This is a genomic window from Halomonas binhaiensis (assembly GCF_008329985.2).
GTDB classification, from domain to species: domain Bacteria; phylum Pseudomonadota; class Gammaproteobacteria; order Pseudomonadales; family Halomonadaceae; genus Halomonas; species Halomonas binhaiensis.
Window position 1 is genome coordinate 840,587 of record NZ_CP038437.2, and the last position, 13,846, is coordinate 854,432.

12 protein-coding genes are annotated in these 13,846 nt (G+C 56.0%); 9 read left to right on the forward strand and 3 right to left on the reverse strand.

Annotated elements, in window-relative coordinates; translation table 11 throughout:
• Positions 1 to 22: 22 nt before the first annotated feature.
• Both E4T21_RS03705 and E4T21_RS03710 read right to left on the reverse strand, forming a co-directional pair.
• Positions 23 to 736 (reverse strand): hypothetical protein, encoded by a 714-nt coding sequence (locus tag E4T21_RS03705; protein WP_240349275.1) that lies wholly within the window; start codon positions 734 to 736, stop codon positions 23 to 25.
• Between the two features lie 220 nt (positions 737 to 956).
• Positions 957 to 1,868: a LysR substrate-binding domain-containing protein gene (locus E4T21_RS03710; RefSeq protein WP_149283619.1), complete on the reverse strand. Its 912-nt coding sequence runs from the start codon at positions 1,866 to 1,868 to the stop codon at positions 957 to 959.
• Positions 1,869 to 2,105: 237 nt separating this feature from the next.
• Here E4T21_RS03710 and E4T21_RS03715 point away from each other — a divergent pair, with 237 nt between their 5' ends.
• From E4T21_RS03715 to E4T21_RS03730, 4 genes are all read left to right on the forward strand, one after another.
• Positions 2,106 to 3,485 carry an L-serine ammonia-lyase gene (locus E4T21_RS03715; RefSeq protein WP_149283621.1) on the forward strand — a complete coding sequence of 460 codons (1,380 nt, stop codon included), beginning with the start codon at positions 2,106 to 2,108 and terminating at the stop codon, positions 3,483 to 3,485.
• Positions 3,486 to 3,965: 480 nt separating this feature from the next.
• Positions 3,966 to 4,244, forward strand: a complete 279-nt coding sequence (locus E4T21_RS03720) for a hypothetical protein (protein WP_149283623.1) — start codon at positions 3,966 to 3,968, stop codon at positions 4,242 to 4,244.
• Positions 4,244 to 5,725, forward strand: a complete 1,482-nt coding sequence (locus E4T21_RS03725; RefSeq protein ID WP_149283625.1) for a sulfotransferase — start codon at positions 4,244 to 4,246, stop codon at positions 5,723 to 5,725. Before E4T21_RS03720 ends, E4T21_RS03725 begins: the two co-directional genes overlap by 1 nt.
• A gap of 35 nt (positions 5,726 to 5,760) precedes the next feature.
• Positions 5,761 to 7,044, forward strand: a complete 1,284-nt coding sequence (locus E4T21_RS03730; protein ID WP_149283627.1) for an arylsulfotransferase family protein — start codon at positions 5,761 to 5,763, stop codon at positions 7,042 to 7,044.
• 204 nt (positions 7,045 to 7,248) lie between these two features.
• Here the strand turns inward: E4T21_RS03730 and E4T21_RS03735 are convergent, their stop codons facing one another.
• Positions 7,249 to 8,151 (reverse strand): LysR family transcriptional regulator, encoded by a 903-nt coding sequence (locus E4T21_RS03735; protein ID WP_149283629.1) that lies wholly within the window; start codon positions 8,149 to 8,151, stop codon positions 7,249 to 7,251.
• A gap of 121 nt (positions 8,152 to 8,272) precedes the next feature.
• On the opposite strand from E4T21_RS03735, the gene E4T21_RS03740 reads away from it, so the two are divergent.
• From E4T21_RS03740 to E4T21_RS03760, 5 genes are all read left to right on the forward strand, one after another.
• Positions 8,273 to 9,382 carry an S-(hydroxymethyl)glutathione dehydrogenase/class III alcohol dehydrogenase gene (locus E4T21_RS03740; RefSeq protein ID WP_149283631.1) on the forward strand — a complete coding sequence of 370 codons (1,110 nt, stop codon included), beginning with the start codon at positions 8,273 to 8,275 and terminating at the stop codon, positions 9,380 to 9,382.
• Positions 9,383 to 9,510: 128 nt separating this feature from the next.
• On the forward strand, positions 9,511 to 10,368 hold the full coding sequence (gene fghA / locus E4T21_RS03745) for an S-formylglutathione hydrolase (protein WP_149283633.1): 858 nt from the start codon (positions 9,511 to 9,513) through the stop codon (positions 10,366 to 10,368).
• 460 nt (positions 10,369 to 10,828) lie between these two features.
• Positions 10,829 to 11,962, forward strand: a complete 1,134-nt coding sequence (gene gbdR / locus E4T21_RS03750) for a choline metabolism transcriptional regulator GbdR (RefSeq protein ID WP_149283635.1) — start codon at positions 10,829 to 10,831, stop codon at positions 11,960 to 11,962.
• 188 nt (positions 11,963 to 12,150) lie between these two features.
• Complete coding sequence (locus E4T21_RS03755; protein ID WP_240349276.1) at positions 12,151 to 13,194, forward strand: dipeptidase; 1,044 nt, start codon at positions 12,151 to 12,153, stop codon at positions 13,192 to 13,194.
• A gap of 82 nt (positions 13,195 to 13,276) precedes the next feature.
• Positions 13,277 to 13,846 carry a 4-vinyl reductase gene (locus tag E4T21_RS03760; protein ID WP_149283637.1) on the forward strand — a complete coding sequence of 190 codons (570 nt, stop codon included), beginning with the start codon at positions 13,277 to 13,279 and terminating at the stop codon, positions 13,844 to 13,846.

The window sequence follows — 13,846 nt, forward strand, 5'->3', positions numbered from 1 at the left end:
TTGAGCTCACATCAACTTCTTCTCATTGTTTCTTCTGCTGCTGTTGCTGTAGCACGAGATCGCTTTGCGATTGAGGAGCGGGTGTCTGTTCGCTGGAAGCCGCAAACCGGCGTCGCGCCCAGAGGCACAGTTCAATGACCGCGTAGAGCAATAGCACATAGCCGAATAGCTCGACCACTTCTTCGGCGGCATCCTTGAAGATCCTGTCGTAGTTATTGCCAAGCAGGGTTTCCCACATGACCCCGCGACCGAACAAGCGAGAGAAGGCGAAGGTGCACAGAAAGCCGGAAGCGAACACGCCAAAGGCGAAACTGTCGGAGAAGCTCTCAAACTCCTTCATGAAGGCATGCCGATAGCGGATGGTCTGGTAGAGAATTGGTAGCACCAGTAGTGTGACCAGTGTCTGCCAGGCGCCATCGAACACATAGATATCGAGGAAGGCATCCTGCTCACGGATAAGGGCGCTCCCCAGAAGGCCGAGCATCAGCAATGTGACCCTGGGCAGGGCGCCGAGAACCTGGCGGGTATAGAGCAGCAGCAAGCAGCAGCTCAGAAGAAGGATTGACTGAGTGATCTCGGTGAACCCTAGTTCGCTGAAGCGGATATCCGGTGACAGTCCGGCTTCCCATAGCACGCCTTGCATGATGCCGCCGATGCCCAGCAGATAAACAAGGGCTCGCAGGCATGTCTGGCGAAAGCTGATGGTAGGGGGTGGAGAAGTGGGCGATTTTGACATCCCTGGCCTCCAAAGGGGATTTGAAAGCCGGCTATTATACCTTAGTTACATTTCTTTGCTGAATCGTTATTTTGGATTGAGGGGTTATCTTGCCGAGGCGCAAGAGATAGTTAATGCAGAGATAGTTAGTGCAAGAGGGAGCTGGCGCGCGAGATAGCTGGTACAAGAGATAGCTGGCACAAGGCTTCAAGGCAAGGCGCTAAAGCCTCGCCTATCAAGGTCAGCGTTGTGCTTCTTCCACGATCCAGTCGTGTACGGCTCTGACTCGGCGGTCATCCAGGGCGCCACTGGAATGGACAATACCATAGTGCTTACCAGTGTCGACGCGGGTGCGGAAAGGGGCAATAAGTGCGCCGCTATCCAGCTCGCTTGTGATCAGTGTTTCCCGGGCAATGGCGACCCCCATGCCGGCAATGGCTGCTGCCATGGTCAGGTGATTGCGGTTGAAGGTATAACCACGTTCCAGGTTGATGGGTGGGGCGCCAATGGCTGAGAGATAGTGGTGCCACTCGCCATATTCATGGCTGCCACGCCAGGCGGTAATGTCATGCAGGAGTGGGTACCAGGCCAGGTCCTCGGGTTTGCGCAAGGGGGGGCGACCGCGTAAAAGGCCAGGCGAGCATACCGGGAAGATGCGTTCCTCCATCAGGGGGGTGATGGTCAACCCTGGATATTGGCCATCGTTGAGATCGATGGCCAGGTCAAAATTGCCGTCACGCAGGGAGATGTTGCTATCTTCAGAGGTGATATGCAGCTCGATGTCGGGGAAGCGCGCCTGCAAGCGCGGTAAGCGCGGCATCAGCCACTTGTTGAGGAAAGACGGTACTGAGCGTAATCGAATCACACCGCTCATGACGCCACTGCGCAAGCGGTTCACTTCAAGCCCTACGGACTGATAGGCATCTTCCACCACTGCCGCCAGGCGTTTGCCTTCCTCTGTCAGTTCCAGCCTGCGTGGCAAGCGCAGAAACAGCTTGAACCCAAGGCGATCTTCCAGTTGCTTGATCTGTTGGCTGACGGCGCCCGTCGTCACGTGCAGTTCCTCGGCTGCACGAGTAAAGGAAAGATGGCGAGCACTCACGGCAAAGCCTTTCAGCCAGGCGTGGGTCTGGGCATTAAGCAGGCGACTCATGGGGAAGTGATACGCTCCAATTATGGTTTAGCTGAGCTATAGCACAAGCCAGATATTCTATGTTGTTGTGCGGCTTGATGAGATCCATCATAGCGCTAAAGAGGGAGGGAGTAACAACAGGCTTTAGTGAAATTGATGGATAGCCTTTCCCATGCGGCATGACCGTGCATCCCTGAATAACCTATGAAAAGTGTCTCAGACACCCTCCCGGCAGCAATAACAAGAGGTTCTCTCCCCATGGCGATCAGCGTGTTCGACTTGTTCAAGATCGGTATCGGACCGTCCAGTTCTCACACTGTGGGGCCGATGAGGGCGGCATATGACTTCGTCGCTGGCCTGCGTCGCGATGAATTGCTTGAGCGTGTTGCCGGTGTTGAAGTACATCTTTATGGCTCGTTGTCTGCTACCGGCAAGGGCCACGCCACTGATCGTGCGACGCTCATGGGATTGATGGGTGAGCGTCCCGATACGATTGATCCCGCTATTGTCGGTCCCTGCATCGAGGAACTGCTTGAAAGCCAGACGTTGATGCTGGGTGGGCATGTAACCGTGCCTTTTGTTTGGGCTCGTGACTTGCTGTGGCACGAAGAAAACCTGCCTTACCATCCCAATGCCATGACGCTGGTCGCCAAGGGGCATGGCGAAGAGTTGCGTCGTGAAACTTATTATTCCATCGGTGGTGGCTTTGTCATCGATGAGGCTCAGGCCCAGGAAGGCTCCCTGGATACTGACCATACGGCGTTGCCGTATGACTTCAACAGCGGCGCCGAGCTGATGGCCCTGTGTCGTCTGCACGACATGTCAATCAGCCAGCTAATGATGGAGAACGAAAAGGCCTGGCGCCCGGAAGCTGAAATACGCGCAGGCCTATGGGATATCTGGCAGGCCATGCAGGCATGTGTCGAACGGGGCGTCCAAAATGAAGGCATTCTGCCTGGTGGCCTCAACGTCAAGCGTCGTGCTGCCGCTCTCTATCGTCGCCTGGAAGCCATGTCCGATGATGCCGGCCTGATTGCTTCCACGTTCTCGGCGATGGATTGGGTCAATGTCTACGCGCTGGCGGTGAATGAAGAAAATGCTGCTGGCGGACGTATGGTGACTGCACCGACCAACGGCGCAGCAGGGATCATCCCGGCAGTGCTGCATTACTACATGAAGTTTCAGCCTGGCGCATGCGAGAAGGATGTGGTCAATTTCCTGCTTACTGCTGCCGCCGTCGGGATTCTGTGCAAGAAGAACGCTTCCATTTCCGGGGCAGAGGTCGGCTGCCAGGGAGAAGTCGGCTCGGCCTGCGCCATGGCAGCGGCAGGGCTGGCGGAGGTCATGGGAGGAAGTGTTCCCCAGGTGGAGAATGCTGCTGAGATCGGCCTGGAGCATAACCTTGGCCTGACCTGTGATCCGGTTGGTGGCCTGGTTCAGGTTCCCTGTATCGAGCGCAATGCAATTGCCTCGGTAAAAGCCATCAATGCCGCATTGATGGCGTGCCGAGGAGATGGCGATCATTTTATATCTCTGGATCAGGCGATTCGTACCATGCGTGATACCGGCGCCGATATGCAGGAGAAATACAAGGAAACTTCGCGAGGCGGCCTGGCGGTAAATGCCATCGAATGTTGAGGAAGAAGACAGTCTATATAAATCGGTTCATGTGGGCCTATCAGAAAAGTGTTTTACATTCAGGTGCTTCTTGTTCAAGTAACTGAATTTGTGCGGACTGTCGGCTAGATATGAACTGTTGAACGAAAACACATCGTCATATTTTATTAACCTTTTGAATATAAGTTGATTTTTTAGTTCTGGCAGGCTTTGGATGTAAGTGGGCTGTTGGACCTGTGCAAGTTGCTGGATCGGATAATTTCGTCATTTTTTGGACGAACGACACCTCTGAATCTGGATACTAGATCCTGGCTCAGAGGTGTTTTTTTATGCCATTTTCATGTCAGACTAGGTTGTGATTCTTAAGGGCTTAATTAACCCTGTCGCCAGTGGGCAACATATAAAAACTGGGCAAGAATTTAGGGAACAAGTCGTTTACTGCATAGTCCACTTTACGAGGTATTCAATTTATAGGATTGCTTGACTCAAAGGAGCCTTCTCATGTTTCAACGGACCCCTTTTCAACGAACCCTGGGTCTCGCTAGCCTGGTGCTTATCTCCTCCAGCTTGGCTGCTACTCCGGCGTTTGCCTATGTAGGCCCTGGTGCTGGGCTTACTGCAATCGGCACCATGATTGCGGTCATCTTGGCCCTGGTGCTGGCGGTAGTCGGCTTCGTCTGGTACCCGCTGAAGCGGTTGATGCGCAAGAAGCGTACGGCTAGTACTCAGGAAAATGTGCAGGCCGAGGAAGCCTCTGATGATTCACGAGGTTCCCAATAATGGCGCTTGCTGCATTGATTGCAGGGCTTGTTGCCTTTGTCATGGTGTTGCGTGTGCTGGCAGCAGAGCGCCATGCCTTGCAGGTGATAAAGGTGGCCCAGGATGCAATGGGCGTGATCACGGATCCCGATCTGAGTGATGACATCAAGGAAAAGAGCATTCAGCGTGCGTCCCTTTCCTTGATGAAAACGTTCTTCATTCTTTTGGCCATTGGCGTGGCAGCCTGTGTGGCTGCTGCGCTGTTTGTTCTGGCTGGAGATGCGCTTGACCTGTTCACTACAGATCAAGTGATGGCGATTGCCACCAGTTGGTCATTCATCCTGTGGTCTTCCGTGGGTGCCATTGTGCTTTGGGTTCTCAGTGGCAAATTGAAGAAACGAAGCCCGCAAGCGGACACTGAAACGGCAGAAGATGCCACGGCTTCTCGTGAAGAAGTACCGTATTCCGCGATTGACAAGGCGTTGCATAACTACGCCTTTTCCTCACCATCTCGTCAGATCGCGCTATCGTCGTTCGAAGACAAGCTTTGGAAGCGTACGCTAGCCGAGACCCAAGTGGGCAAGCCGGTCTTCGTGACCTCGCTGCCGCGTGCCGGGACGACCATCCTTCTGGAACTGCTGGCCCGCCAGGAGGAGTTTGCCTCGGCTTCCTATCGCAACATGCCATTCACCATGTCGCCATTATTATGGGGACGTTTTTCGAGCATGTTCCGCAAGAAGGGCGAAAAGTCCGAGCGTGCGCATGGCGATGGGATTGCAGTGGACTTCGATAGTCCAGAAGCCTTCGAGGAAATGGTCTGGATGGCTTTCTGGCGTGAACATTACACTGACAAGGGCATCAAGCTCTGGGGGGCAGAAGATCGCAACCCTGAATTCGAAGAGTTTCTTTCTCGACATATGCGCAAGATCGTGGCCAGTGTGCCTGGTTCGCAGCGTTATGTATCGAAGAACAATGCAAATATTGCTCGCTTGCCACTACTGGATGCCGCGTTTCCCGAGGCCCAGATAGTGATCCCCGTGCGCGATCCTGCGTCACAGATTTCATCATTGATGCGCCAGCACCAGCGCTTTGCTGATCTTCACTCGCGTGATCGTTTTGCCCGGCAGTACATGGAAGGGATTGGACATTTCGAGTTTGGTGCCGCACTGCGCCCCATTGCCTTTCCTGGGGCTCCGCAAGGTACAGAAGGTGCTGAGCATGCTGATTACTGGCTGCGTTACTGGATCGCGGCTTATGAACATGTGTTGAGCACGGCTCCTGCTGAGTCTGCCTTTGTTGACCATGCTGCACTGAGCCGCGACCCAGAGACTCAGTTGCCGATGCTTGCTGAGGTGCTGGGGGTTGAGCATCGTGAGGCTTTCAATGCGGCCTCTGAGATGTTCCGGGCACCTGGTGCTTCTCCTGAACTGCCCAATGCTTCTGCCGACTTGGTGCAGCGCGCCAATGATCTTTATGCACAACTCCAGGAACGGGCTCTTTGAGTGCGAGTGCCCCTGAATGAAAGGATGTCTGCTCTGTGAAATCGTCTTTTTCTGACCGTATAGGTTCTATTGTCTTCATTGTGTCGTTGGTCGTCATTGCTGTGATTTATGGCGCTTTCGCGGCCTGGCGCAACTGGTTTCCTGCTCCACAGGTCGAGCTTGCACAGCGCACACTGACCGATATCGCCAAGAACTGGAAGAATGACTATGGCCTGGAGCCGACCCGGCATCTTGTGGACCCGGGTGGTGCTGATACCGATACCGGACCGGATCGCAGTGAATCCGGAAAGTTCTCGGCGGATGGCTATGTGCTCATCGCTGGCCTGAACGAGAACCAGGATGAGTCATTCCACGTGGTCCGCCTGTTCGATAACGACGGCAACGAGGTGTTCCGTTGGCCGGTTCATTACGACAAGCTTGATACCGAGCATGAACCGCAGAATGTCATGTTGCATGGCATGGAGGTCATGGAAGATGGCTCGCTGATCCTGACTTTCGATGCCGGTAATGCCATTGCCCGAATCGATGCCTGTGGTGAACCGATGTGGGTGCAGAACGGTGCTTACCACCATTCCATTACCCGCGATGGTGAAGGGCATATCGTGACCCCGTTTAAAGATGGCGTGGCATGGCTCGATGAAGACACCGGAGATGTTCTGAAACGGCTGGATATCAAAGAGGACATGGTTCCTGCGAATGGTGGTATGCAGCAGGCCATGCTCGATATCCGTACTCGCACCCCTGAAAGCGCGAGTGAGAAAATCCGCCGTCTGCCCGATCCATTTCATATCAATGATGCCGAACCTCTGCGTGCAGATATGGCAGATGCCTTCCCGATGTTCGAAGCAGGCGATGTCTTGCTCAGTATGCGTGAGTTGAATCTCATCACTGTTGTTGATCCCGATACCGGGCGAATGAAGTGGTGGCACTATGGCCCCTGGTTCAAGCAGCACGACCCGGATTTCGAGCCTGATGGCACCATCACTGTATTCGACAATGCGACAGGTTCAGGGGCTACCAAGATTCGTCAGATCCGTCCCAGCGAGCAAGGGAGGGAGGCTGTCGAAACCGTCTTCACTGGTTCCGATCAGGTGCCGTTCTATAGCTGGCGTCGCGGCAAGCATCAGACCTTGCCGGATGGCAATATCCTGCTTACCGAAGCGGAAGGTGGTCGTGTCCTGGAGGTATCGCCGCAAGGTGAGTTGATCTGGGACAAGCCGATGGTCTGGGATGAGAAGAACAACCTGATCACCACCGAGGCTCGCTTTGTGCCGAAGGATTTCTTCACCAACGGCGTACCGAGCTGCAACAGCAAATAGCCTAAACGCCAGGTGCCATCACCGGCACATGGCGTCGTGAGTTCCTCGCCCCGAATGGCCTTGAAGCGGATGGAAATCTGCTAGAGCGCTGTTTGGGGTTTCTTGTTGGTGTCCAGGGTTCAATATCAATAGCGCTCAGGGCTGTTCATAACGCTCAGGGCGGTTCAGTCGCGCTCAAGGCTGTTCAGTCTCGCTCAAGGCTGTTCAGTCGCGCTCAGGGCTGCGTAGCGGCAAGTGCCTGGCCAGTTGCTCGGCAAGGTAGTCGATGACCAGACGTACCTTGGGTGAGCGCTGGCGGTGGTGAGGTGTCACGGCCCAGACTCCGGTGTCACTGTGGCGGTAAGCGTCGAGGACAGAGATCAGTTGTCCTTTGGCCAAATGCTGTTCGACGTAGTAATCCGGAAGCTGAGCCAGCCCCAGGCCCTTGAGTACGGCGTCGAGCAGCGCTGGCCCCGAGTTGGCCTGCCATGGTCCTCGAACGGTGACTTCCCGCGCGATGCCGTCCACGGCAAATCTCCAGCGATCCCGGGAGCCATGCAGACAGCGATGGCGTCGCAGTTCTGAAAGCGTGTGGGGTTGTGGGTAGTGCTGAAAGTAGTCCGGTGATCCGACAACATATTCACGGCGATCGGTGAGGCGGCGGGCAATCATCGAGCTGTCCTCCAGTGCGCCCATGCGAATACCGATATCGAAACCCTCCTCGATCAAGTCCACTTTCCTGTTGGTGAAATGCAGGCGCACGCTGAGCTGTGGATATTGCGCAAGCAGGTCATTGATCAACGGAGCAATATAGCGCTCCCCAAAGGTAGTAGCACAGGTCAGGGCGATTTCTCCTCGGGGCCGGGCCTCGAAGTCGCGTAGTACCGCATCGGCATCGCGAAAACCATCCACCAAGGCATCGCATTGCTCGTAATACAGACGGCCGGCTTCCGTCAGGCGAATACGCCGCGTGGTGCGGTACAGCAGTGGCGCGTCGAGGCGCTTTTCCAGGGCAGCGATCTGACGGCTGACATGGGAGCTGGAGACTCCGAGACGCTGAGCTGCATTGGCGAAAGAGCCGAGGCGGACGACCTCGACAAAGGCTTCTATGCCGGCCCAAGGATGCATGACGACCTTTCCATTATTGCAATATGGCAACAATGTTATGCCGTTGATGCTATTTATCCTAGTCTGCCATGGGGGCTAGACTGCGAAGCATATGCATCATCCATCTTGTCAGGAGAAACACATGAAATCTCGCGCCGCCATTGCTCTGGAAGCGGGCAAGCCTCTTACGCTCACAGAAATCGACGTGCAGGGGCCCAAGGCTGGAGAAGTGCTGGTGCGCATGGTTGCCACCAGTGTCTGTCACACGGATGCCTACACGCTGTCTGGGTCGGACCCGGAAGGTCTGTTCCCTGCGGTGCTGGGCCATGAAGGTGCTGGCATTGTCGAGGAGGTGGGCGAGGGTGTGACCAGCGTCAAGCCGGGCGATCATGTCATTCCGCTCTACACTGCCGAGTGCGGCAAGTGCAAGTTCTGCCTTTCCGGCAAGACCAACCTGTGTGGTTCAGTGCGAGCGACTCAAGGTCAGGGCGTGATGCCGGACGGCACCTCTCGCTTCTCCCTGGAAGGCAAGTCGCTGTATCACTACATGGGCACCTCCACCTTCAGTGAATATACCGTGGTGCCGGAAGTTTCCCTGGCAGTCGTGTCCAAGGAAGCCCCCATGGACAAGATCTGCCTGCTGGGTTGTGGCGTGACCACCGGTATTGGCGCGGTACTCAATACTGCCAAGGTCGAGCCGGGCGCCACCGTTGCCGTGTTCGGACTGGGTGCCATCGGTTTGGCAGTCATCCAGGGTGCGCAGATGGCCAAGGCCGGGCGCATCATTGCCATTGACGTCAATCCGGACAAGTTCGAGCTGGCACGCCAGTTCGGTGCGACCGACTTCGTCAATCCCAAGGATTACAGCGACCCGATTCAGCAGGTCATCGTCGACCTGACCGATGGCGGCGTGGACTATTCCTTTGAATGCATCGGCAACGTCAATGTCATGCGTTCTGCCCTGGAGTGCTGTCACAAGGGGTGGGGCGAGTCGATTATCATCGGGGTTGCCGGTGCCGGCCAGGAAATCTCTACCCGTCCATTCCAGCTGGTCACTGGACGGGTGTGGAAAGGCTCTGCCTTCGGTGGTGTCAAGGGCCGCAGTGAACTGCCAGGCTACGTGGATCGCTACATGAATGGCGAACTGAAGATCGATGAATTTATCACGCACGACATGCCGTTCGAGAAGATCAACGAAGCCTTCGACCTGCTGCATGCTGGCAAGAGCATTCGCACTGTGCTGCATTTCTGAGCCTGAACTCCCGGGGATCTGAACTCAGAGCCCCGGGTTCAAGGTTCAGAATTCAAGTGCCAGGAATGCGTGGATTCCTTCTATCCGTGTGAATGCCACTGAACCGACTGTTATCAGAGAGTGCTCCCATGTCGATATCCGAACAACTGGAACTGGTCAGTGCCAATCGCAGTCATGGCGGTTGGCACAAGCGTTACCGTCATCGCTCGCGGGCACTGGATTGCGAGATGACCTTCGCCATCTATCTGCCTCCTCAGGCGGAGACTCAGAAAGTGCCATTGTTGTGGTGGCTGTCGGGGCTGACCTGCACCGACGAGAACTTCATGCAGAAGGCCGGTGCCCACCGTCTGGCATCGGAGCTGGGTGTTGCCATCCTGTGTCCTGATACCAGTCCCAGGGGGACGGACCTGGCCGGTGAACACGATAGCTATGATCTGGGCTCCGGTGCTGGTTTCTATGTCAATGCCAGCCAAGCCCCCTGGTCGGCTCACTATCGCATGTATGACTACATCACCGAAGAATTGCCTTCGGTGATACATCAGCATTTCCCGCTCAATGGCCGGGAATCGATCAGCGGCCATTCGATGGGGGGGCATGGGGCCTTGATCATGGCCTTGCGCCGTCCTGGCCACTATCGTTCGGTATCGGCCTTCGCGCCGATCGTCAATCCCACACAGGTGCCATGGGGACGCAAGGCGTTCAATGCCTATCTGGGGGACGATATCAGTCAGTGGAGCCAATACGATGCCTGCGAACTGGTGGCTCGAGGGGCTTCCCGCCAGCCGCTGTTCATCGATCAGGGTGAAGCGGATGACTTCCTTGAAGAGCAGTTGTGCCCGGAGCGTCTGGAAGCCGTATGCGCCAAGCATGACCACCCGCTGACTCTGCGCCGTCAACCTGGCTATGATCACAGCTATTATTTCATCGCCAGCTTTATCGATGATCATCTGCGCTATCATGCGGAACGCTTGTATGCCCAGCGCTAGGTTTGTGCGACTAGGCTTGCGCGATAAGAGCCTGGGCTTGCTCATGTCACGCAGGCGATAAACCCAAAGTAGTAGAGATAAGTAGCAATAAAGTCTGAGAAAAACCTGTTGGGACCTCTGTTCCAACAGGTTTTTTTATCGATTTTCCCCCATGCAACAGAGGTTTGTGCAGAGGTGGAGCGTCTCTCAGGCGACCTGTAATGTTCCAGAAGCGACATCATTGTCGCAATTCATTATGTTGTGGTCGTGCGATAGTAATTTTTGCTGTGCATTGTTGCACCGTTCCAGAATACATTTCGCTTGAACTCGTCGGCAAAACTCCTGACTCGTGATCTGGTCGCAACGACTGGCTCTATCCATCGAGCGATACCTCCCGGCGGGCTGCATACTGACCTAATAACAACACCAGAAAGGTGGCGGATTAGCAGACTGCGGTATCCCAGCCACGATGGAGGTGACCATGACCGTGAATAATAACGCGATGCCGCGAGGCACCGCGCCCCAGACCATTGGCTTTTTGCTGCTGGATGACTTCACCCTGATTTCTCTGGCGTCGGCGATCGATCCCCTGCGGATGGCCAACCAGCTTTCCGGCCAGGAGCTATATCGCTGGTATACCCTGAGCCTGGATGGAGCCGTCGTGCAGGCCAGCGATGGTTTGACCGTGACACCGGATGCATCGACGTCAGTGCCCTTGTCGCTGGACATGATCGTGGTCTGCGGAGGTGTTGCACCGACGCGTACGGTCAAGCCGCAGCATGCGACATGGCTGCGTCACCAGGCCCGTCACGTAAGCCGCTTCGGCGCGGTATGTACCGGGGCCTGGGCCCTGGCCCGGGCCGGGCTGCTGGAAGGCTATGAAGTCAGCACCCACTGGGAGTGCCAGGCAGCATTGCAGGAGGATTTCCCTGGAATCTCCCTGACATCGAAGCTGTTTTCCATCGACCGAGAGCGTTTCACTGCTTCCGGTGGTACCGCCCCCCTGGACATGATGCTGACACTGATCGCGCGTGATCATGGTCGTGAACTGGCGGCGGGGATCTCGGACATGTTCATCTACGATCGAGTGCGTAGTGAGCAGGATCAGCAACGCGTTCCTCTCAAGCATGTCCTGGGGACTACCCAGCCACGCCTCCAGGAGATTGTCACCCTGATGGAGGCGAACCTGGAAGAGCCCATCGATCTCGATGAACTGGCCAGCTACGTCAACCTGTCACGTCGTCAGCTGGAACGGCTGTTCCAGCGTAACCTGAAGTGTTCTCCCTCGCGCTATTACATGCGCTTGCGCTTGAATCGGGCTCGTCAGCTGCTCAAGCAGACATCGATGTCGATCATCGACATTGCGGCGGCCTGTGGCTTCGTTTCCACGCCGCACTTTTCCAAGTGCTATCGCGAGTTCTTCGGCTTTCCACCACGCGAAGAACGCTTGGGCTGGAGTGCCTTCACGCCGGCAATGACTGCCGCGGCCGTGCCTGAGCCCGTGCCAGCACCATTGCACAGCAAGAATCTGGAACCTATCTCCCAGGCCATGGCGGCGCTGGAGCATGCTCGTGGGGAGCCGACCTACGGTACTTGCCGGATTATTCCGGCTTGACGCCATTTGCTAGCCTTTCTCATCTCTCTCGTCTCATTTCATGGCCGTTGGTCTCTGACCGACGGCCATGACGTTTTTGGAATTCTGGCCGTCGCTATCAGGAGCCGGAAGTACTGAAGGCGGCGCTATCCTGCCGGCATGACGCGTCCTTTGGGCGCAAGCCCCATTCACCGGACAGGATAATCGCGATGAATTCTCCTATAACTCAGCCCCCGGCCACCCAAACACCCTCGACCCAAGGTCAGGGGCAGTCCGGGGATGCTGCTTCTCTGCACCGTGAGGCGACGGTGATCGACGGTCTGGTCATTGCCAAGTGGAACCGTGAGCTGTTCGAGGACATGCGTCTTGGTGGCCTGACCGCGGCGAACTGCACGGTATCCGTCTGGGAAGGTTTCCAGGCGACGGTAGACAACATTGTGTCTTCCAACGCGCTGATGGAGGAGTGCAGTGACCTGGTGCGTCCAGTGCGCACCACTGCCGACATTCGTCGCGCCAAGGAAGAGGGCAAGACCGGCATCATCTTCGGTTTTCAGAATGCCCACGCCTTCGAAGATCAGATTGGCTACGTGGAAGTCTTCAAGCAGCTCGGCGTGGGTATCGTGCAGCTTTGCTACAACACCCAGAACCTCGTTGGCACCGGTTGCTATGAGCGTGATGGCGGCCTGTCCGGTTTTGGGCGGGAAATCGTCGCTGAAATGAACCGCGTCGGGGTGATGTGCGACCTGTCGCATGTCGGCAGCAATACCTCTCAGGAAGTGATCCTCGAGTCCAAGAAACCTGTGTGTTACTCCCACTGCCTGCCTTCAGGGCTGAAGGAACATCCGCGTAACAAGTCCGATGAAGAGCTGCGCTTCATCGCCGATCACGGCGGCTTCGTTGGTGTGACCATGTTCACGCCTTTCCTGCGAGCTGGCGTCAATGCCACTGTCGATGACTATGTCGAAGCCATCGAGTACGTGATGAACATCGTTGGTGAAGATGCCATCGGTATCGGTACCGACTTCACCCAGGGCCACGACCAGAACTTCTTCGAGTGGCTGACCCATGACAAGGGTTATGCCCGTCGCCTGACCTCCTTTGGCGAGATCATCAACCCCAAGGGCATTCGCACCATTGGAGAGTTCGGCAACCTCACCGAGGCCCTGCTCCGTCGCGGCATGAGTGAGCAGCAGGTGCGCAAGATCATGGGTGAGAACTGGGTAAGAGTTCTCAAGGACGTCTGGGGCGAATAAGCCTGACTTCTCCTTATTGAAATCGAGTGCTGAAGTCGGGTGTTGTTCATCCGCCACAACAAGATATTTAGAGGTAACAACCGTGACCAAGATGGCCCCTGAGCTGCCGATTGAAGTGGATGTCGAGACAGGTGTGTGGACCACCGACGCCTTGCCGATGCTGTACGTACCACGGCACTTTTTCATCAATAACCATGTGGCAGTAGAGGAAGCCCTGGGGGCTGAGCGCTATGCCGAGATTCTTTATCACGCCGGTTACAAGAGTGCCTGGCACTGGTGTGAGAAAGAGGCTGAATTGCACGGCCTCGAAGGTGAAGCAGTTTTTGAGCATTACATGAAGCGCCTGTCCCAGCGTGGTTGGGGCCACTTCATCACTGAAGCCATTGATCTCGATGCGGGGACTGCAGCGGTGCGCCTTGAGCACAGCGCCTTCGTCTATCAGCTTGGCAAGGTCGGACGCAAGATCGAGTACATGTTTACCGGCTGGTTTGCCGGTGCCCTGGACCAGATTCTGGAGGCTCGTGGCAGCTCGCTGCGTACCGTGGCACTGCAGACCCAGAGCGCTGCTGAGCCTGGATGTGAGGTTGGCCGTTTCGAGGTGCAACCCTTGACTGCCACCCAGCAACAGACCGGCGAGGGTCGAGGAGTCTGA

Excerpts from the sequence above, each read along its gene's own strand:
- E4T21_RS03705 (WP_240349275.1), bottom strand. The coding sequence starts at position 736 with ATGTCAAAATCGCCCACTTCTCCACCCCCTACCATCAGCTTTCGCCAG.
- E4T21_RS03710 (WP_149283619.1), bottom strand. The coding sequence starts at position 1,868 with ATGAGTCGCCTGCTTAATGCCCAGACCCACGCCTGGCTGAAAGGCTTT.
- E4T21_RS03715 (WP_149283621.1), top strand. The coding sequence starts at position 2,106 with ATGGCGATCAGCGTGTTCGACTTGTTCAAGATCGGTATCGGACCGTCC.
- E4T21_RS03720 (WP_149283623.1), top strand. The coding sequence starts at position 3,966 with ATGTTTCAACGGACCCCTTTTCAACGAACCCTGGGTCTCGCTAGCCTG.
- E4T21_RS03725 (WP_149283625.1), top strand. The coding sequence starts at position 4,244 with ATGGCGCTTGCTGCATTGATTGCAGGGCTTGTTGCCTTTGTCATGGTG.
- E4T21_RS03735 (WP_149283629.1), bottom strand. The coding sequence starts at position 8,151 with ATGCATCCTTGGGCCGGCATAGAAGCCTTTGTCGAGGTCGTCCGCCTC.
- E4T21_RS03740 (WP_149283631.1), top strand. The coding sequence starts at position 8,273 with ATGAAATCTCGCGCCGCCATTGCTCTGGAAGCGGGCAAGCCTCTTACG.
- fghA (WP_149283633.1), top strand. The coding sequence starts at position 9,511 with ATGTCGATATCCGAACAACTGGAACTGGTCAGTGCCAATCGCAGTCAT.
- gbdR (WP_149283635.1), top strand. The coding sequence starts at position 10,829 with ATGACCGTGAATAATAACGCGATGCCGCGAGGCACCGCGCCCCAGACC.
- E4T21_RS03755 (WP_240349276.1), top strand. The coding sequence starts at position 12,151 with ATGAATTCTCCTATAACTCAGCCCCCGGCCACCCAAACACCCTCGACC.